This is a genomic window from Rhodobacter sp. P1_C2 (assembly GCF_056406375.1).
On the sequence record NZ_JBFUAG010000012.1, the window covers coordinates 69,690 to 83,507 of the forward strand.

A 13,818-nucleotide genomic window follows, 5' to 3' on the forward strand; every position below is an offset into this window, starting at 1 on the left:
GCTGACAGCGCTCTCAGTCTAAATTCAAGCGCAGGCGCCAACCTGAGGGCGTGAGTAACAACCGGCGGCCGCCGCCAATTGGCGGATCTGCGCGAGGCTCATCGTGGGGACAGTGAGATTGTAGGGCTGGTCCTTGCGCCTGCTTGCTGCTCCGTGACCTGTCACCACGCATTGAAGCCGCCCACTCGCATGAATGCAACCATTTCGGCCTGCCACGGTTTTCGTTTCAACTGATGACAGACCCTCAATTTGCCGGGCGCTCTTGGGCGTACGCCGGCTGCGAGCTTTGGGTCGGCGGAGAATCGGGTGCGTCGTTTGGCGCCAGAATGCGGGCGGCGGCGCCGTCGAGGTCGTCATATTGACCGCTTCGCAGGTTCCACAAGAAGGCACCGAGGGCGACCAGGCCGATTGTGAGCGAGACGGGGATCAGGAACAGATAGGTCATTGCTCTTCAGCCTCCGGTCCGGGGCGCAAGTCGACCCAGGCGTGCCAGGTGCCATAGCCCAGTACCGGAAAGATCACGATCAGTCCCAAGAGGCCGGTTATCGCACAAAGGGCAAAGCCCACTGTCACGATGATCGCCCACGGCAGAGCGCTGCGCAGGTTTTGGGTCGTCATGGCGAAGCTGGTGCCAAAGGCCGTCAAGGCATCGGTCCGCCGCCCCAGCAGCATGGGGATGGAGAATAGGCTGATTGCCATGGCAAAGGCGGCGAAAAGCCCGCCCACGGCTGACCCGGTGATGATCAGCGCCCAGCCTCGGGGGGTGGTCAGAAGCGCGGCCAACAGATGGTCAAACCCCGGAAATGGCAGCAGACCGTAGAACAGCGCATAGAGCAGGTCAGCTGCCCTGAGCCACAGCATGACCAGAAGGCACAAGAGCAGTCCCGCAAATGCCAGTTGCCCGGGCGAGCGCGGCTTGACCAACAGCATGTCGCGCAGTCGGCTTTGGCGGTCTCGGCTTTTCTGGTAGAGACCGCTTGCGAACAGGGGCCCTACCACCAGAAACCCTGAACTCGCTGGAAAGATCAGCCACAGTAGATCAGCCGCAATCAATCCCCCGATCACCAGCGCCGAAAGCGCAAAGACGACCACGCCGTACAACAGGCTTTCAACCGGGCTGTACCGGAAATCCGCCCAGCCCGCGGTGAGCCAGCGCAAGGCGGCATTCGCCGGCAAGGCACGCGCATAGCTGCGAGAGGGGCGCAGTCTTGGCTCGATCAGGGGCAGAGGCTCTAGCATGGATCACCTTTCAGCAATCTTGGGACGCAGAGGGTTTTCCCGGACTGACCGGAACGCAGCCTGGATGCGTGACGACGGCCAGCCGGATGAAGTTCCAATTGGCCACCACGAACAGGGCGACGGTCGCGGCAGCCACAATCCAGGCCAGCGTGCGCGTCATTTCGTCTGCCCTGCTTTCGATTGGCCCGCATTCGATTGGCCCGCTTTCGAAAGCTCCGCCACGTAAAGCGCCAGTATGCGGATCTGGACCGTATCCAGGCGGCCCGCCCAGGTTGGCATCTTGCCTTGACGACCATACATCAGGGTTTGGTGAATGGATGCCGCATCGCCACCATAAAGCCAGTCGGCATCGGTCAGGTTCTGCGCGCCGGTATCCTTGACGCCCTTGGCATCGGCACCATGGCAGGCCGCGCAATTGTCCTGAAACAGTTTCGCGCCGGGTGACGGGTCGTTGGAAATCACGCCCTTCGAGAGGGTTTGGACATAGTCGGTCAGTGTGGCAATCTCTGCCCCGGTAAGCAGGCCGCCGCGCCCAAAGGCGGGCATTTGCGAGACGCGGCTGTCAGGATTGGCGCTGTTGATGCCGACCGTAATGGTCTGGGCAATATCTTCGACCGTGCCACCCCAGATCCAGATCGTGTCGGCCAAGCGCGGAAAGCCGGGGCCGCCAATGCCCTCCTTGCCGTGGCAGGACTGGCAGTTCTGGCCAAACAGCGGGGCTGCGGTGGCCATGACCTTTGCCATCAGGTCGGGGTCAGCGCGGATTGCGTCATAATCCAGCGTGGCTATCTGGTCGCGCCACCCGGCTCGCGCGGCGTTGGCGGCAGCGATATCAGCCGCCACATCGGTCCTTTGATCCACGCCCAGTAGGCCCTTGGTGTAGGTATGGCCGAGGGGCCAGGCCGGCAGCAAAATCCAGCCGATCAGCGCCAGAACATGGGTGATGATGATGAAAAAATATACCACACGCGGGACCGGAGAGTTCAGTTCCTTGATGCCGTTCCAATCGTGGCCGGTGGTGGTGTAACCGGAAACCGGGTCGCGCTCTGTCACGGCCATGGGTGATCCTCCGGCGCAAGGATCGAGTTTGCCGCGTGTTCGGCCTTGGCTTTGCCCGATGGGCGGTAGGTGTGCAGCACGACAATTACGAAAAACACAATCAGGTAGATCAGGCCAAAGATCTTGGCCAGCATCAGGGCAAATTCATGGGTCACGATCGGGGTCATGGCACAGGGCTTTCCGAGTAGGCAGCTTTGGTCATCTGGCCAAGGATCTGCAGATAGGCCACCAGCGCGTCCATCTCTGTCACTTCGGCCGCACCGGAAAAGCGCCGGATATTGGTGGCCGGTCCATAGCGTTCGCCAACCGCGGCGGCCCGGTCCGAGTCCGGCGAGGCCTGTGCCAGCGCGTCACGCGTGGCATTGGCGATCATGTCATCGGTATAAGGCACGCCCAAATCGCGCAGTGTCGCCAGATGGGCACCAAGGTCGGTTGCGTCCAGCGGTGTCTCATTCAGCCAGGGATAGGCCGGCATGATCGAGGTCGGCACAACGGCACGCGGGTTTGTCAGGTGCGCTACGTGCCAATCGTCGGAATACTTGTTACCCAGCCGCGCAATGTCCGGCCCGGTCCGCTTTGACCCCCACAGCATCGGATGGTCGTATTCGCTTTCCACCGGCAGCGAATAAGGCCCATAGCGTTCGACATCATCGCGCAGGGTGCGGATCATCTGGCTGTGGCAGGCATAGCACCCCTCACGCATGTAGATGTTGCGCCCGGCCAGTTCCAGGGGAGTGTAAAGGCGCATGTCAGGCGCGGCCTCGACCGTCTGGTCGATGGTGAACAGGGGCGCAATCTCGACAAGACCGCCAACGCTCGCGGCCAGAATGATGGCGATCACCAAGGCGACAGAGTGCTTTTCCAGATTGTAGTGGGCTTTGAACAAGGGCATGGCCTTACTCCGCCGCCTGTGTCAGGGGTCGGTCGGCGGCGCTGAAAGCCGGTCCGCGCACCGTCATCCAGATGTTGAAAGCGCCGGTGATCATGCCCGCCAGAAACAGGGCGCCGCCAATGAAGCGCACGATATAGTAGGGCCGCATCGCCTCGATGCTGTCGAGGAAGGAATAGTTCAGCGTTCCCGCAGCATTGTAAGTGCGCCACATCAACCCTTGAGTGATGCCAGCGTTCCAAAGCGCGAAGACGTAGGTCAGAAGGCCCGTCAAGGCCAGCCAGAAGTGCCACTCCACCAATTTGGGCGAATACATCGCACTCCGCCCCCAAAGGGCCGGCACGACCGAGTAGAACGCCCCGAAGGTCACCATGGCGAGCCAACCCAACGCGCCGGAGTGGACATGCCCCACGGTCCAATCTGTATAGTGCGACAGCGCGTTGACCGGGCGGATCGCCAGAAATGACCCCTCGAAGGTCGAAAGACCGTAGAATACCGCCGCCACGAACATGAAACGCAGCGTGGCGTCATCGCGCACCCGGTGCCACGCCCCGTTCAGCGTGGCCAGGGCATTGCCCGCCGAGGCCCAGCTTGGCACCAGAAGCATGACCGAGAACGTCATGCCAAGGGTTTGCACCCAGTTCGGCAAGGCCGTGTAAAGCAGGTGGTGCGAGCCGACCCAAAGGTAAAAGAACGTGATCCCCCAGAAGCTGAGGATCGACAGCCGGTAGGAAAAGATCGGCCTTTGCGCCCGGATTGGCAGATAATAATACAGCATTCCCAGAAAGCCCGAGGTCATGAAGAACGCCACCGCATTGTGCCCATACCACCACTGCACCATGGCATCCTGCACACCGGAAAAGACAGGATAGCTCTTCGCCCCGGCAAAGCTGACCGGCAGCGCCAATCCGTTGACGATATGCAGCATCGCCACGACCACGATGAAGGCCAGATAGTACCAGTTGGCGACGTAGATATGCGGCTCTGCACGTCGCGCCAGCGTGCGCAGGTACAAGATCAAATAGACCACCCAGACGATCACCAGCCAAAGGTCGGCGTACCACTCCGGTTCGGCATATTCCTTGGATTGGGTGACGCCCATCAGATAGCCCGTGATCGCCCAGACCAGGAACAGGTTGTAGCCCACCAGCACGAACCAAGGCGAAAGCTGATCGGCCAACCGCGTGCGGCAGGTGCGCTGCATGACGTGAAACGAGGTGGCGATCAGCGCGTTGCCGCCGAACGCAAAGATCACGCCGGTGGTGTGCACCGGGCGCAGACGACCATAGCTGGACCACGCCTGCCCGAAAGTGGCATCCGGCCAGACCATTAGCCCGGCAACCCAAAGGCCTACGCCCATGGCAAAGACGCCCCAAACCATCGACAAAAGAATGCCCGCCTTGATCGGATCGTCGTAGTAGCGCAGCGCCTGCGCAGCGTCCGCAGCAGGTTCCTCCAGCACGCCGCCCACCACGAATACCAGCACAAAGCCAAGGCCAAGCGCCATGAACCCATGCACCGCCATAGGGTCTTGCCGCCCGGCAACCGCCATGGTCAGGCCCAGCAACATCAGCGCAATGGCAAGCCACATGGCAATCCGGCGTTCGCGTTTACTGAGTTGCGCGATCATGGAAAACTCCTGAAAGGGCGAAAGTGCCCCGCAGTTCAAGGTTCATGCGATGTGCAGACGTCTGCGAGATTCAGGCCAAGCTTGTCATAGTGCAAGGCATAGCCAGGGAGGCGGATCTGGCACCTCGGCGGATCGCCAAAAAGGTGCATTCGTTTATCTATTTACCTGGTCTGTCTGCGATGCAAGTCCTGATTGTTCTGGCTCATGCGCATCCCTGGCGCGATCTCCTCGCTGTTGAGGAAGTCAGTGACGGATTTGGCGGCTGATAACGCAGCCTCGGCCCGTATTCTCTTTTCATCCGCCACGACCTTTGTGCGCACCAGAACCATCAGCGCCATGGGGAGCCAAAGCCAAACGGCCGCGCAAGAGCATCATGTCCGGGAACCTTTTCCCCGGACCTGCATCCAATGGCATGAGGTTGGCATTTCGCCGGCCCGAACCCGAAAGGACGACACCATGTTTCTTCGCCCCGTCGCTGCGGCCTTCGCCATTGCCCTGACCGCTTTGCCCGTACTGGCTGACAACGCCTTGATGACCGCCCCGCCCGCGGCGCCTTATGCCAAGGTTAGCGGCCTGGTGGCCCTGCCGGACTTTCTGCCCGGCCTTGGCACGCTTTACGTCGATCCCAAGACCCTGCCCGCCGGGCCCTTCCTTGGCTACGATCACGACGGCAAGCTGGCAGCCACAATCTACATGACGCCGATCAAGGCGCTGGAAGGCGGCACCTCGTTCAATGATCTGGCGGTGGGTGACCCCGACGTGACCTCGGTCGATGTTTACTACAATGCGGGCCATCCCGGTGTGGAAGAGCCGCATGTCCATATCGTGCTGTTCCACGGCGCCGATGCCAAGGCGAGGTTGGCCAAATGATCTGCCTCCGCAGACAGGCTCTGATGCTGGGGGGCGGCCTGCTGGCTGCCCTCGCCACGCCGGCATGGGCAACCGCGCTTCAGGTGATCGAGATGCGCGGCAGTGCGCGGGGTGAGAGGGTCTGGTTCGCGCCGCAGGGCCTGTTGGTGGACCCCGGCACGACATTGCGGTTCGTGAACCATGATCCGGGCAACAGCCATACCTCGACAGCCTATGATCCCGCGATCCTTGACCGTCAACGCCGCATTCCTGCGGGCGCCACGCCGTGGAACAGCGATTTGCTGCTGCCAGACCAGTCGTTTGATGTCACACTGACCCTACCCGGCGTCTATGACTTTTACTGCCAGCCGCATGAACATGCCGGGATGGTCGGACGCATCGTCGTAGGCTTGCCAGACCTACCCGGCTGGCAAGGTGCCGCGCCGGACTCGGGCGATCTGCCGGCCGAGGCAATGGCCGCCTTTCCCAAGGTAGCCGACATCCTTGTGCGCACCCGCGTACTTGCCAAGGAGGCGAAATGATCCCGGTAATCGCGCAAAGGACCGAACGGGGACTGCACACGGCCAGCGAGGTCGACCTGATCACGCTGGCCGGCCAGCGCGACGAGGGCGCGGTGCGCGAGTTAATCCGTCGCCTGAACCCGCGCCTGTTCCGGGTGGCGCGGGGCATGCTCGACAGCGACGCCGAGGCCGAAGACGTGGTGCAAGAGGCCTACCTCGCCGCTTTCACCCGGCTCGATCAGTTCCGCGGCGAGGCCGCCTTTGCCACCTGGGTTACCCGCATCACCATCAACGCCGCCCGGATGCGCCTGCGCAGGCCACCAAGGCACGAACTCTATGACACGGTGAACGAGGCCGAACCCGCCAGCGCTGCGGTTCTGCCCTTCCCCTTCCCGGAGACCGCCGAGATGGCCTTGGGCCGCCACGAACTGCGCCACATGCTGGAAGAGGTCGTGGCTGACCTGCCCTGCGACCTGCGCCTTGTCTTCCTGCTGCGCGAGGCCGAAGGCCTTAGCGTCCTGCACATCGCCCGCGACCTGTCGATAAACCCGATCACCGTGAAAACCCGTCTCTTCCGCGCCCGTCGCCGCCTGCGAAAGGCGCTTGAGGGCCGCCTGAAAGGGGGCTTCGAGGCCGTCTTTCCCTTTGACGGCGCAAGGTGCCAGCGGTTGACCGGCTCCGTGCTGGATCAACTGCAGGTAATTGGCTGGCTTCCAAGGCGATAGAGTGGCCAAACCTTTTCGGGCGCCCCCTCTGACAGGGCCGCTGCGCCCGAGCGCTTGGCCTTGAACTCCGGCTCGATATGGATGCTCACCCCACTGCCCCTCACCATCAGCTTCAAAGCCGCCCAAAACAGTGCGCAGGTCTTATGCACTGTTGCATTGGTCTGCTTGCCAGGCACCATCAGTCGATACAAGTCTCCGGTCCCGGATGGCAGGTCATGAGGTCCGCCGGCGCCCCCTGTCTCTTGCGAGAGGTTTTCGCGCATCCCAGTCAGAAATCTTTCTGGACCGGCTAGTATATGAGGCAGCCTGCAGAGTTGCGAACCACTATCCGACCGGATCACAGGATGTCCAGGCTGGAGACCGAGGCTTGGGCCCAACTGAGAAAGACTTTGTTCGATAGCAGTTTGAAATAGAAACGGTGAGCGACGGGTGCTTGGCATATCGGTCGTTCTGATATCGGAGATGCCGCAGGACCAACGAGAGACCGCTCCGGCCCAATGCTGCAGTTGCGCTTCCGCAAGGCCGTCAGGCCGCATTCCGCCCCTTGCGTAGGCTAAGCCGGGATCGACGTACCTGGCCCTGAGCTGTCACACAGGGACCGAACCGCGGAACCCGAAACCCGTCGTTGTAGCCGCCGATCAATTTGGAGGTCGCTTTGCTCGACAGAGCACGGCGCTTCTTAGGATCGGTTTCGGGACGCATTTTTTTGTAACGGCAAAGTGGCCACGACACTGCCACCCCGATTTAACATTACTGCAGTGTGCTGAGCATTGTCAGAGGTCGGATGTCAACCGGCACGGCCAGAAGCCGGTCAAGTTGCGAGAACAACGGTTTCAGGTGCGGCATCGCGAGGTGAGTGTCAAGTGCAGCGCGGCTGGTCCAGTTTTCGTAGAACACGAAGACGCAGTGGTCGGCGGCATCGACATGGAAGTCATAGTTGATGCAGCCGGGTTCGGCGCGCGTGGGGGCCACTTGTGCCAGCAGCAGGTCTTGCAGTTCGGCGCGGGTTTCCGGGCGGGCGGTGACGGTTCCGATGATCGTATACATCTTAGGCCTTCTTCTGGCTGAGGGCGACGGCCAGGATGATGATCGCACCACGGGCGATCAGTTGCTGGCTGAACTCCAGTCCCATCAGGATCAGGCCGTTGTTGATCAATCCGATCATCAGCGCGCCGACGATGGTGCCGACAACGGTGCCCTTGCCGCCAAACAGGCTGGTGCCGCCAAGAACGGCTGCGGCAATGACCGAAAGCTCATCCCCCTCACCCAATTGGAAGCGGCCCGATTGCAGTCGTCCGGCGTAGAGCATCCCGGCGAGTGCTGCGGCGGTGGAGGACAGGACCAGCACCTTGAACTTGATGCCTGCAGTGTCGATGCCGGAGTAACGGGCGGCAGTTTCTCCGCCTCCGGTCGCCAGAACGCGGCGGCCAAAGCCGGTGCGACGCAGGACAAAGTGGCCGATGGCACCTGCGACCAGCATCCAGAACAGCAGAACCGGGATTGGGCCGACAGAGCCGCCACCGAAGGCCCAGGAATAGTTGGGCGACAGGATTGGCACCGCGGCGGTGGCAGAAATCCACATGGCGACGCCCTTGGCGATGCCCATCATGGCGAGGGTGGTCAGAAAGGATGGTATGCCCACCTTCGTTGTGAGGAACCCGTTGAAACAGCCCACCGCGATGCCGGTGGCAATTCCGGCCAGCACGCCTGCAACTGGCCCTGCCACGGCGATTGCCATGGCGACAGTCACGGTTGCCAAACCGGCCACGGCGCCGATGGACAGGTCAATCTCACCCGAGGCCAGAACGAAGGTCATGGCCACCGCCATCACGGCGATCATCGCGGTCTGGCGTATGATGTTAAGAAGGTTGGTCGGGTTCAGGAAACCCTTCTGGCTGAGCGTCAAGGCAAAGATCACGAAGATCAGCACGAAGCCGATGTAGATGATGTTTTGCCGCCAGTTGGTGAAGAATCCGCCCATCGGCGTGGTGGTTGCGTCAGCCATGGGACACCTCCTGTGTCATTGCGGGCTCGAAGGCGAGGGCTTTCTGGATTTCAATCTGCAACTGACGCTCGGCCCCTTGCAGGCGGTGGCCAAGGTCAGGTTCGGTTGGGTCGTCCAGCGTGGCGCGGTCGATCATCTGATGCGCACGGCCGTCGGCCATCACCAGGATGCGGTCGCAGGCGGTCAGAAGTTCGGACAGTTCGGAGGAGATCATCACGATGCCCTTGCCTTGGGCGGCAAGGTCGCGGACCAGCCGGATGATTTCGGACTTGGAGCCAATGTCGATGCCGGCGGTGGGTTCATCCAGCACCAGAATGTCCGGGTCGGTGGCGAGCCATTTGCCGATCACCACCTTTTGCTGATTGCCGCCCGACAGGGTGGAAACCGCATGGTCCCGGCTGGCGGTCTTGATCGAAAGCCGCTGGATCATGCCATCGGTGATCTTCTGCGCCCTGGCACGGTCCACCACACCCTTTTCGGAAATGCGGTCCAATACTGCCAGCACCATGTTGGTGGTCACCGAATGAGCGGGAATGATGCCTTGGGTCGCCCGCGCCTCTGGCACCAAGGCCACACCAGCATTGATGGCGTCGGAAGGTTTGCGGATGGCGATGGACTGGCCTTTGATGCGAATTTCGCCTGACACTGCGGGTTCGACCCCGGTGATCACACGGGCCAGGGCCGAACGGCCAGACCCCAATAGCCCCGCCAGACCCAGAACCTCACCCCGATGCAGGGTGAAAGAGACGTTGTCGGGCTTGTGCGGGCCGGTGAGGTTGCGCACCTCCAACAAAACCTCACCGCGGGCTGCATCCCCCCGGTGAACGTCAGACAGGCCTTTGGAGCGCTTGCCGACGATATGTTCGATCATCACGTCGATGGGCAGATCAGACATAGGCGCGGTGATCACATGTTTGCCGTCGCGCAAAATCGTGGCGCGGTCGGCGATGCGGGCAATTTCGTCCATGCGGTGAGAGACATAGATGATCGCCACACCCTGCGCCTTCAGCTTGCGCAGGAAGGTGAACAGGCGTTCGACATCGGACACAGCGAGGGCGGTCGAGGGTTCATCCAAGATCAGGACTTTTGAGGTCTGGCTGATCGCCTTGGCAATCTCTGTCAACTGCTTTTGACCGGCGCCAAGGTTGGCCACGATCGCCTTGGGGTCAACCTTGACCTCCAGCATGGCGAAGATCTCAGTCGCTTTTGCCTCGCAGGCGGGGTCATCGATATAGCCGCGTGATGTGCGGGCTTCGCGGGTCAGGAAGATGTTCTGCGCCACCGTCAGCGTGGGGATCAGGCTCATCTCCTGAAAGTTCATAGCAATCCCGGCAGCGCGAGATGCTTCCGGCGTGTGCATGGTCAGGGGCGTGCCCCCGACCGCTATCGTTCCGGTATCGGGCTTGTGGACCCCATTCAGAACTTTGAGGATGGTCGATTTCCCGGCCCCGTTGCCGCCCAGAAGGGCGTGAACTTCACCGGGAAAAACCTCGAAATCCACGTTGTCCAAAGCTTTGACACCACCAAAAGCCTTGGAAATTCCCTTCATGACGACGGCGGAGGTCATTTTCCCACGACCTCCCACAATCCGGTTTCGCCGGATCGCAGCAGGGCGTCGGCGACCAGTTCGCAAGCCAACCCATCGTCGAAATTGGGGCTGGGCTGCTTGCCCGTAGCGATGGCGCTGAAGAAGTCGTGGCATTCCACGATCTTCGTCTCGGAATAGCCGATGCCAAGACCGGGGATCGGCCATAGACCTTGGCCATAGGGATGCGCCGGGCCGGTATAAACGGTGCGGAACCCGCGTGCATCGGCGGGATCATCGGCGAACATCACCTGCAACTCATCCCGGCGCTCATAGTTGAACGCGATCGAGCCTTTGGTGCCGTGAATCTCCAGCGTGATGAAGTTGTTGCGGCCCCAGGCGTTGCGCGTGGCCTCCAGCGAGCCTATGGCTCCGCTGGCGAATTTCAGCATCGAGACGACTTCGTCATCCACATCGACCTCGGCCCGTTCCGCGTCCGCCGATTTTTCGGACGCGCCCAGCTTGTCAACGCCGCCCTGTTGCAGGGGACGGGTCTTGACGTAAGTGCGGGTCAGCGCGTTTACGGCTTCGATTGGGCCAGCGAGGTAGTGCGCCAGATCGACCACATGGGTGCCAATGTCACCCACGGTGCCAGAGCCAGCGATTTTCTTCTGGAAGCGCCACGACAGTGGGCCGTTCTCATCCGCCGACCAATCCTGCAGATAGGTGCCGCGAAAGTTGAGGATGCGACCGATGCGGCCTTCGTCGATGTATTTCTTGGCCAAGGCCACGGCAGGCGTGCGGCGATAGTTGAAGGCGACCATGTGGATCACACCGGCCTTTTTCACTGCAGCGGCCATGGCGCGGGCTTCTTCCACTGTGCGGGCAAGCGGTTTTTCACAGATGATGTGCTTGCCTGCGGCAGCCGCAGCAATGGCAATCTCGGCATGGACATTGTTGGGGGTGCAGATGTCCACCACGTCGATATCGGGGCGGGCCACCACAGCGCGCCAATCGGACGAGGCTTCGTCAAAGCCAAAGCGTTGGCGAGCGGTCTCGGCAGCGCCATCGGTCACATCCACCACGACCTTGCGGTGCGGGATGGCGGGCGCGGGCCAGAAGAACATCGGCATCGCAGCATAGGCCATCGCATGGGCCTTGCCCATGAACCCGCCGCCGATCATCGCGACGTTCATCACTTTGGTCATCATCTCTCTCCTGAAAAGAATACGCCTGCGCCGCGTGGCAACTAAGTCCGTAAGATGCGCGGGCGGCTATTGGATCGCCCGCGCTGTGGGGTCAGTTGACCATCGAGGATTTAACGTTCTCGGTCGCTTCGGTCGAATAGACCTGCTTCCACGCGTCCAGCAGGTTGGCATGGGCCACCGGCAGCGCAGGCAGCGCCACAAAGGCAGGGGCCGCTTTGCCCAACAGACCGTATCCCGCCAGCTTCGCCTCTACCACGCCGGCGTCATAGGGGCGCTGTGCGCCAAGCCCCTTCACGAAGCCGTTCTGAGCCATGGAAATCGCAACATTCTCGCCCAGATCGCAGGTAGTGATGATGAGATCATCGCGGCCGGCGTTGCGGGCGGCAGAAATTACGCCCTCCGCAGGCACGTCCCAAACCGCCCAGATACCCTGAATCTCAGGATGAGAGGTCAGCATGGCGCCAGCGGCCTTTTCAGCATCGCCCGAGAAGTCCGGGCCGCCGATGCCTTGTTCGTCCACAATCTTGATATCGGGGTAGTCGGTGGTGATCGTGGTCTTGAAGGCGTCATAGCGCTGCTTGGTCACGAAGAAATCGGCGGCGTGGAAAACCAGACCGATATTCCCCTTGCCGTTCAATGCTTTGGCCATCAGATGCGCCGCGGCGACTCCATTGCCGTAGTTGTCGGCGGAGACGACTGAGACATAGTCCTTGCCCGCTGTCAGCCCGGCGGCCACGTTGTCCATGAACACGATCTTCACGCCCGCATCAGCGACGGCCTTGTAGGCGGCAGCGGTTGCGGTTGGGTCGGTCGGGATGGTGATCATGATGCTGGGCTTTTGCGCCATGATCGTCTCGATGTCCGAGACCTGCTTTTCAGGCTTGAAGCCCGCATCGGTGACAGCGATCACCTTGATCCCCATCGCGGCAAACTGGGTTTGGAGACCGTTGATCTGCGCCCGGCTCCAGTCGTTTCCGCCGTAGTGCATGACGATGGCGGCGGTAGCGTTCATCGACTTGATCTTGGCAAGTTCGTCATCCGTCAACGTGACAGAGGATGCTGGCGAAGGGTCTTCGCCATTCGGGCCCTTGGACAGAACGCTTTCGACCAACTTGGCCAAAGCCTCGTCCGGGCCGGCGTAAGCCGGGCGCATCGCGGTCATCAGCGCAAGCAGCGCCGCGCCGCCCAAAAGGCTGCGTCTCGTGATCATGGTTCTTCCTCCCAGAAGCGGGGCCAAGCCCCGGTTTTCAGTGTGTTTTCAGGTAGTCCATGCTGAGCCGCGCCCCTTCGGCAGGGTCGGTCCAAGCATCGAGTTCGGTGCAAACCCAGCCATCAAAGCCCACATCGCGCAGGGCTTGCAGGATGGGCAGGGTCGGCACATCGCCACGATCCAGCGGCGTGAAGGCAAAGGGTTCGCGTTGGAAGCCCTTCAGGTGGACATAGGAAATCCGGGCCGCGTGATCGCGGATCAGTTGCGCCGGATCGCCGCCGGCAGCCGCAAGATGCGCCGTGTCGGGGACGAAGTCGATGGCCGTTAGGTCGAAGATTTTGGCCACGCTGGCCGGGCCTTCAACAATGGTGGACAGATGCGGGTGGTAATGCGCCCGCAGACCACGCGCCTCAGCCAGATCCTTCACGCGGTCCAAGGCTGCGGCCAGCTTGTGATAGTCCGCCTCACGGATGCCGTCGAACCGCTTGGCCCCGCCGCCAACCACCAGATGAGGCGCGCCGAGTTCGGCAGCCCTGTCGGCGGCACGGGTCACGCGGGCCAACTCCTCGGGCAGGATGTCGTCGAAGATGAAATTGCCGCCCGCATAGGCCGCCACAAGTTGCAGACCGGAATTGGCCAACAGGGCGCGAAAATCAGCGGCGGAGTTGTCCAGCAGGTTGCCGTCAAACACCTCTACCCCCTCATAGCCCGCCGCCGCAATTTCGGCAAATGCGCGGTCCATCTGACCAAAGGTGCGATAGGCCAGCTGCGTGATCGAAGTGACGCCCACTGCATCGCCCCCCAGCAGGCCCCAACAATTGGCGTGATACGCCAGTTTCCAGTCCGTCATGATCCCCTCCCCTGAACGCGCAGGCCTCTCGAAGCCTTGGCGCGTCGACCTCCTCAAGCCGTTGGGCAACTTCTTATGCCTGGAATCATGTCGGGTCAATGTATTTAC

Annotated in this window: 17 protein-coding genes; 3 read left to right on the forward strand and 14 right to left on the reverse strand. The window is 61.6% G+C overall.

The features are described from left to right. Window positions 1–244 precede the first annotated feature (244 nt). The 8 genes from ccoS to AC1DZT_RS19375 form a co-directional block, all read right to left on the reverse strand. Window positions 245–445 carry a cbb3-type cytochrome oxidase assembly protein CcoS gene (gene ccoS / locus AC1DZT_RS19340; RefSeq protein ID WP_478003017.1) on the reverse strand — a complete coding sequence of 67 codons (201 nt, stop codon included), beginning with the start codon at window positions 443–445 and terminating at the stop codon, window positions 245–247. Then, window positions 442–1,158, reverse strand: coding sequence for a DUF2189 domain-containing protein (locus AC1DZT_RS19345; RefSeq protein ID WP_478008283.1), 717 nt, complete (start codon window positions 1,156–1,158; stop codon window positions 442–444). The genes ccoS and AC1DZT_RS19345 overlap by 4 nt, the downstream gene beginning before the upstream one ends. Before the next feature lie 91 nt (window positions 1,159–1,249). After that, window positions 1,250–1,399 (reverse strand): hypothetical protein, encoded by a 150-nt coding sequence (locus AC1DZT_RS19350; RefSeq protein ID WP_478003015.1) that lies wholly within the window; start codon window positions 1,397–1,399, stop codon window positions 1,250–1,252. Continuing rightward, complete coding sequence (gene ccoP, locus AC1DZT_RS19355) at window positions 1,396–2,298, reverse strand: cytochrome-c oxidase, cbb3-type subunit III (protein WP_478008284.1); 903 nt, start codon at window positions 2,296–2,298, stop codon at window positions 1,396–1,398. The genes AC1DZT_RS19350 and ccoP overlap by 4 nt, the downstream gene beginning before the upstream one ends. Beyond that, window positions 2,289–2,465, reverse strand: a complete 177-nt coding sequence (locus tag AC1DZT_RS19360; RefSeq protein ID WP_478008285.1) for a cbb3-type cytochrome c oxidase subunit 3 — start codon at window positions 2,463–2,465, stop codon at window positions 2,289–2,291. The genes ccoP and AC1DZT_RS19360 overlap by 10 nt, the downstream gene beginning before the upstream one ends. Further along, window positions 2,462–3,190, reverse strand: coding sequence for a cytochrome-c oxidase, cbb3-type subunit II (gene ccoO / locus AC1DZT_RS19365; RefSeq protein WP_478008286.1), 729 nt, complete (start codon window positions 3,188–3,190; stop codon window positions 2,462–2,464). Before ccoO ends, AC1DZT_RS19360 begins: the two co-directional genes overlap by 4 nt. 4 nt (window positions 3,191–3,194) lie before the next feature. Further along, on the reverse strand, window positions 3,195–4,817 hold the full coding sequence (gene ccoN, locus AC1DZT_RS19370) for a cytochrome-c oxidase, cbb3-type subunit I (protein ID WP_478008287.1): 1,623 nt from the start codon (window positions 4,815–4,817) through the stop codon (window positions 3,195–3,197). 161 nt (window positions 4,818–4,978) lie between these two features. Further along, complete coding sequence (locus tag AC1DZT_RS19375) at window positions 4,979–5,155, reverse strand: hypothetical protein (RefSeq protein ID WP_478008288.1); 177 nt, start codon at window positions 5,153–5,155, stop codon at window positions 4,979–4,981. A gap of 118 nt (window positions 5,156–5,273) precedes the next feature. Here AC1DZT_RS19375 and AC1DZT_RS19380 point away from each other — a divergent pair, with 118 nt between their 5' ends. Genes AC1DZT_RS19380 through AC1DZT_RS19390 form a run of 3 tightly spaced genes read left to right on the forward strand, consistent with a single transcriptional unit; the run spans window position 5,274 to window position 6,912 of the window. Further along, entirely contained in the window at window positions 5,274–5,687 is a 414-nt protein-coding gene (locus AC1DZT_RS19380) for a hypothetical protein (RefSeq protein WP_478008289.1), read from the forward strand. Further along, the gene (locus tag AC1DZT_RS19385) at window positions 5,684–6,208 is read left to right on the forward strand and encodes a cupredoxin domain-containing protein (RefSeq protein ID WP_478008290.1); all 525 of its coding nucleotides are present in this window, start codon (window positions 5,684–5,686) and stop codon (window positions 6,206–6,208) included. Before AC1DZT_RS19380 ends, AC1DZT_RS19385 begins: the two co-directional genes overlap by 4 nt. After that, entirely contained in the window at window positions 6,205–6,912 is a 708-nt protein-coding gene (locus tag AC1DZT_RS19390; protein ID WP_478008291.1) for an RNA polymerase sigma factor, read from the forward strand. Before AC1DZT_RS19385 ends, AC1DZT_RS19390 begins: the two co-directional genes overlap by 4 nt. 750 nt (window positions 6,913–7,662) lie before the next feature. Here the strand turns inward: AC1DZT_RS19390 and AC1DZT_RS19395 are convergent. The 6 genes from AC1DZT_RS19395 to AC1DZT_RS19420 all read right to left on the reverse strand — a co-directional run bounded on the left by AC1DZT_RS19395 (window position 7,663) and on the right by AC1DZT_RS19420 (window position 13,710). Next, entirely contained in the window at window positions 7,663–7,959 is a 297-nt protein-coding gene (locus AC1DZT_RS19395) for a putative quinol monooxygenase (RefSeq protein WP_478008292.1), read from the reverse strand. Window position 7,960: 1 nt separating this feature from the next. Beyond that, window positions 7,961–8,917, reverse strand: coding sequence for an ABC transporter permease (locus AC1DZT_RS19400; protein ID WP_478008293.1), 957 nt, complete (start codon window positions 8,915–8,917; stop codon window positions 7,961–7,963). After that, window positions 8,910–10,484 (reverse strand): sugar ABC transporter ATP-binding protein, encoded by a 1,575-nt coding sequence (locus AC1DZT_RS19405; RefSeq protein WP_478008294.1) that lies wholly within the window; start codon window positions 10,482–10,484, stop codon window positions 8,910–8,912. The genes AC1DZT_RS19400 and AC1DZT_RS19405 overlap by 8 nt, the downstream gene beginning before the upstream one ends. After that, window positions 10,481–11,650 (reverse strand): levoglucosan dehydrogenase, encoded by a 1,170-nt coding sequence (locus tag AC1DZT_RS19410; protein WP_478008295.1) that lies wholly within the window; start codon window positions 11,648–11,650, stop codon window positions 10,481–10,483. The genes AC1DZT_RS19405 and AC1DZT_RS19410 overlap by 4 nt, the downstream gene beginning before the upstream one ends. A gap of 91 nt (window positions 11,651–11,741) precedes the next feature. Then, window positions 11,742–12,887 carry a substrate-binding domain-containing protein gene (locus tag AC1DZT_RS19415; RefSeq protein ID WP_478008296.1) on the reverse strand — a complete coding sequence of 382 codons (1,146 nt, stop codon included), beginning with the start codon at window positions 12,885–12,887 and terminating at the stop codon, window positions 11,742–11,744. A gap of 10 nt (window positions 12,888–12,897) precedes the next feature. Next, a complete protein-coding gene (locus AC1DZT_RS19420; protein ID WP_478008297.1) occupies window positions 12,898–13,710 on the reverse strand; it encodes a sugar phosphate isomerase/epimerase family protein in 813 nt (270 codons plus the stop codon). Window positions 13,711–13,818 lie beyond the last annotated feature (108 nt).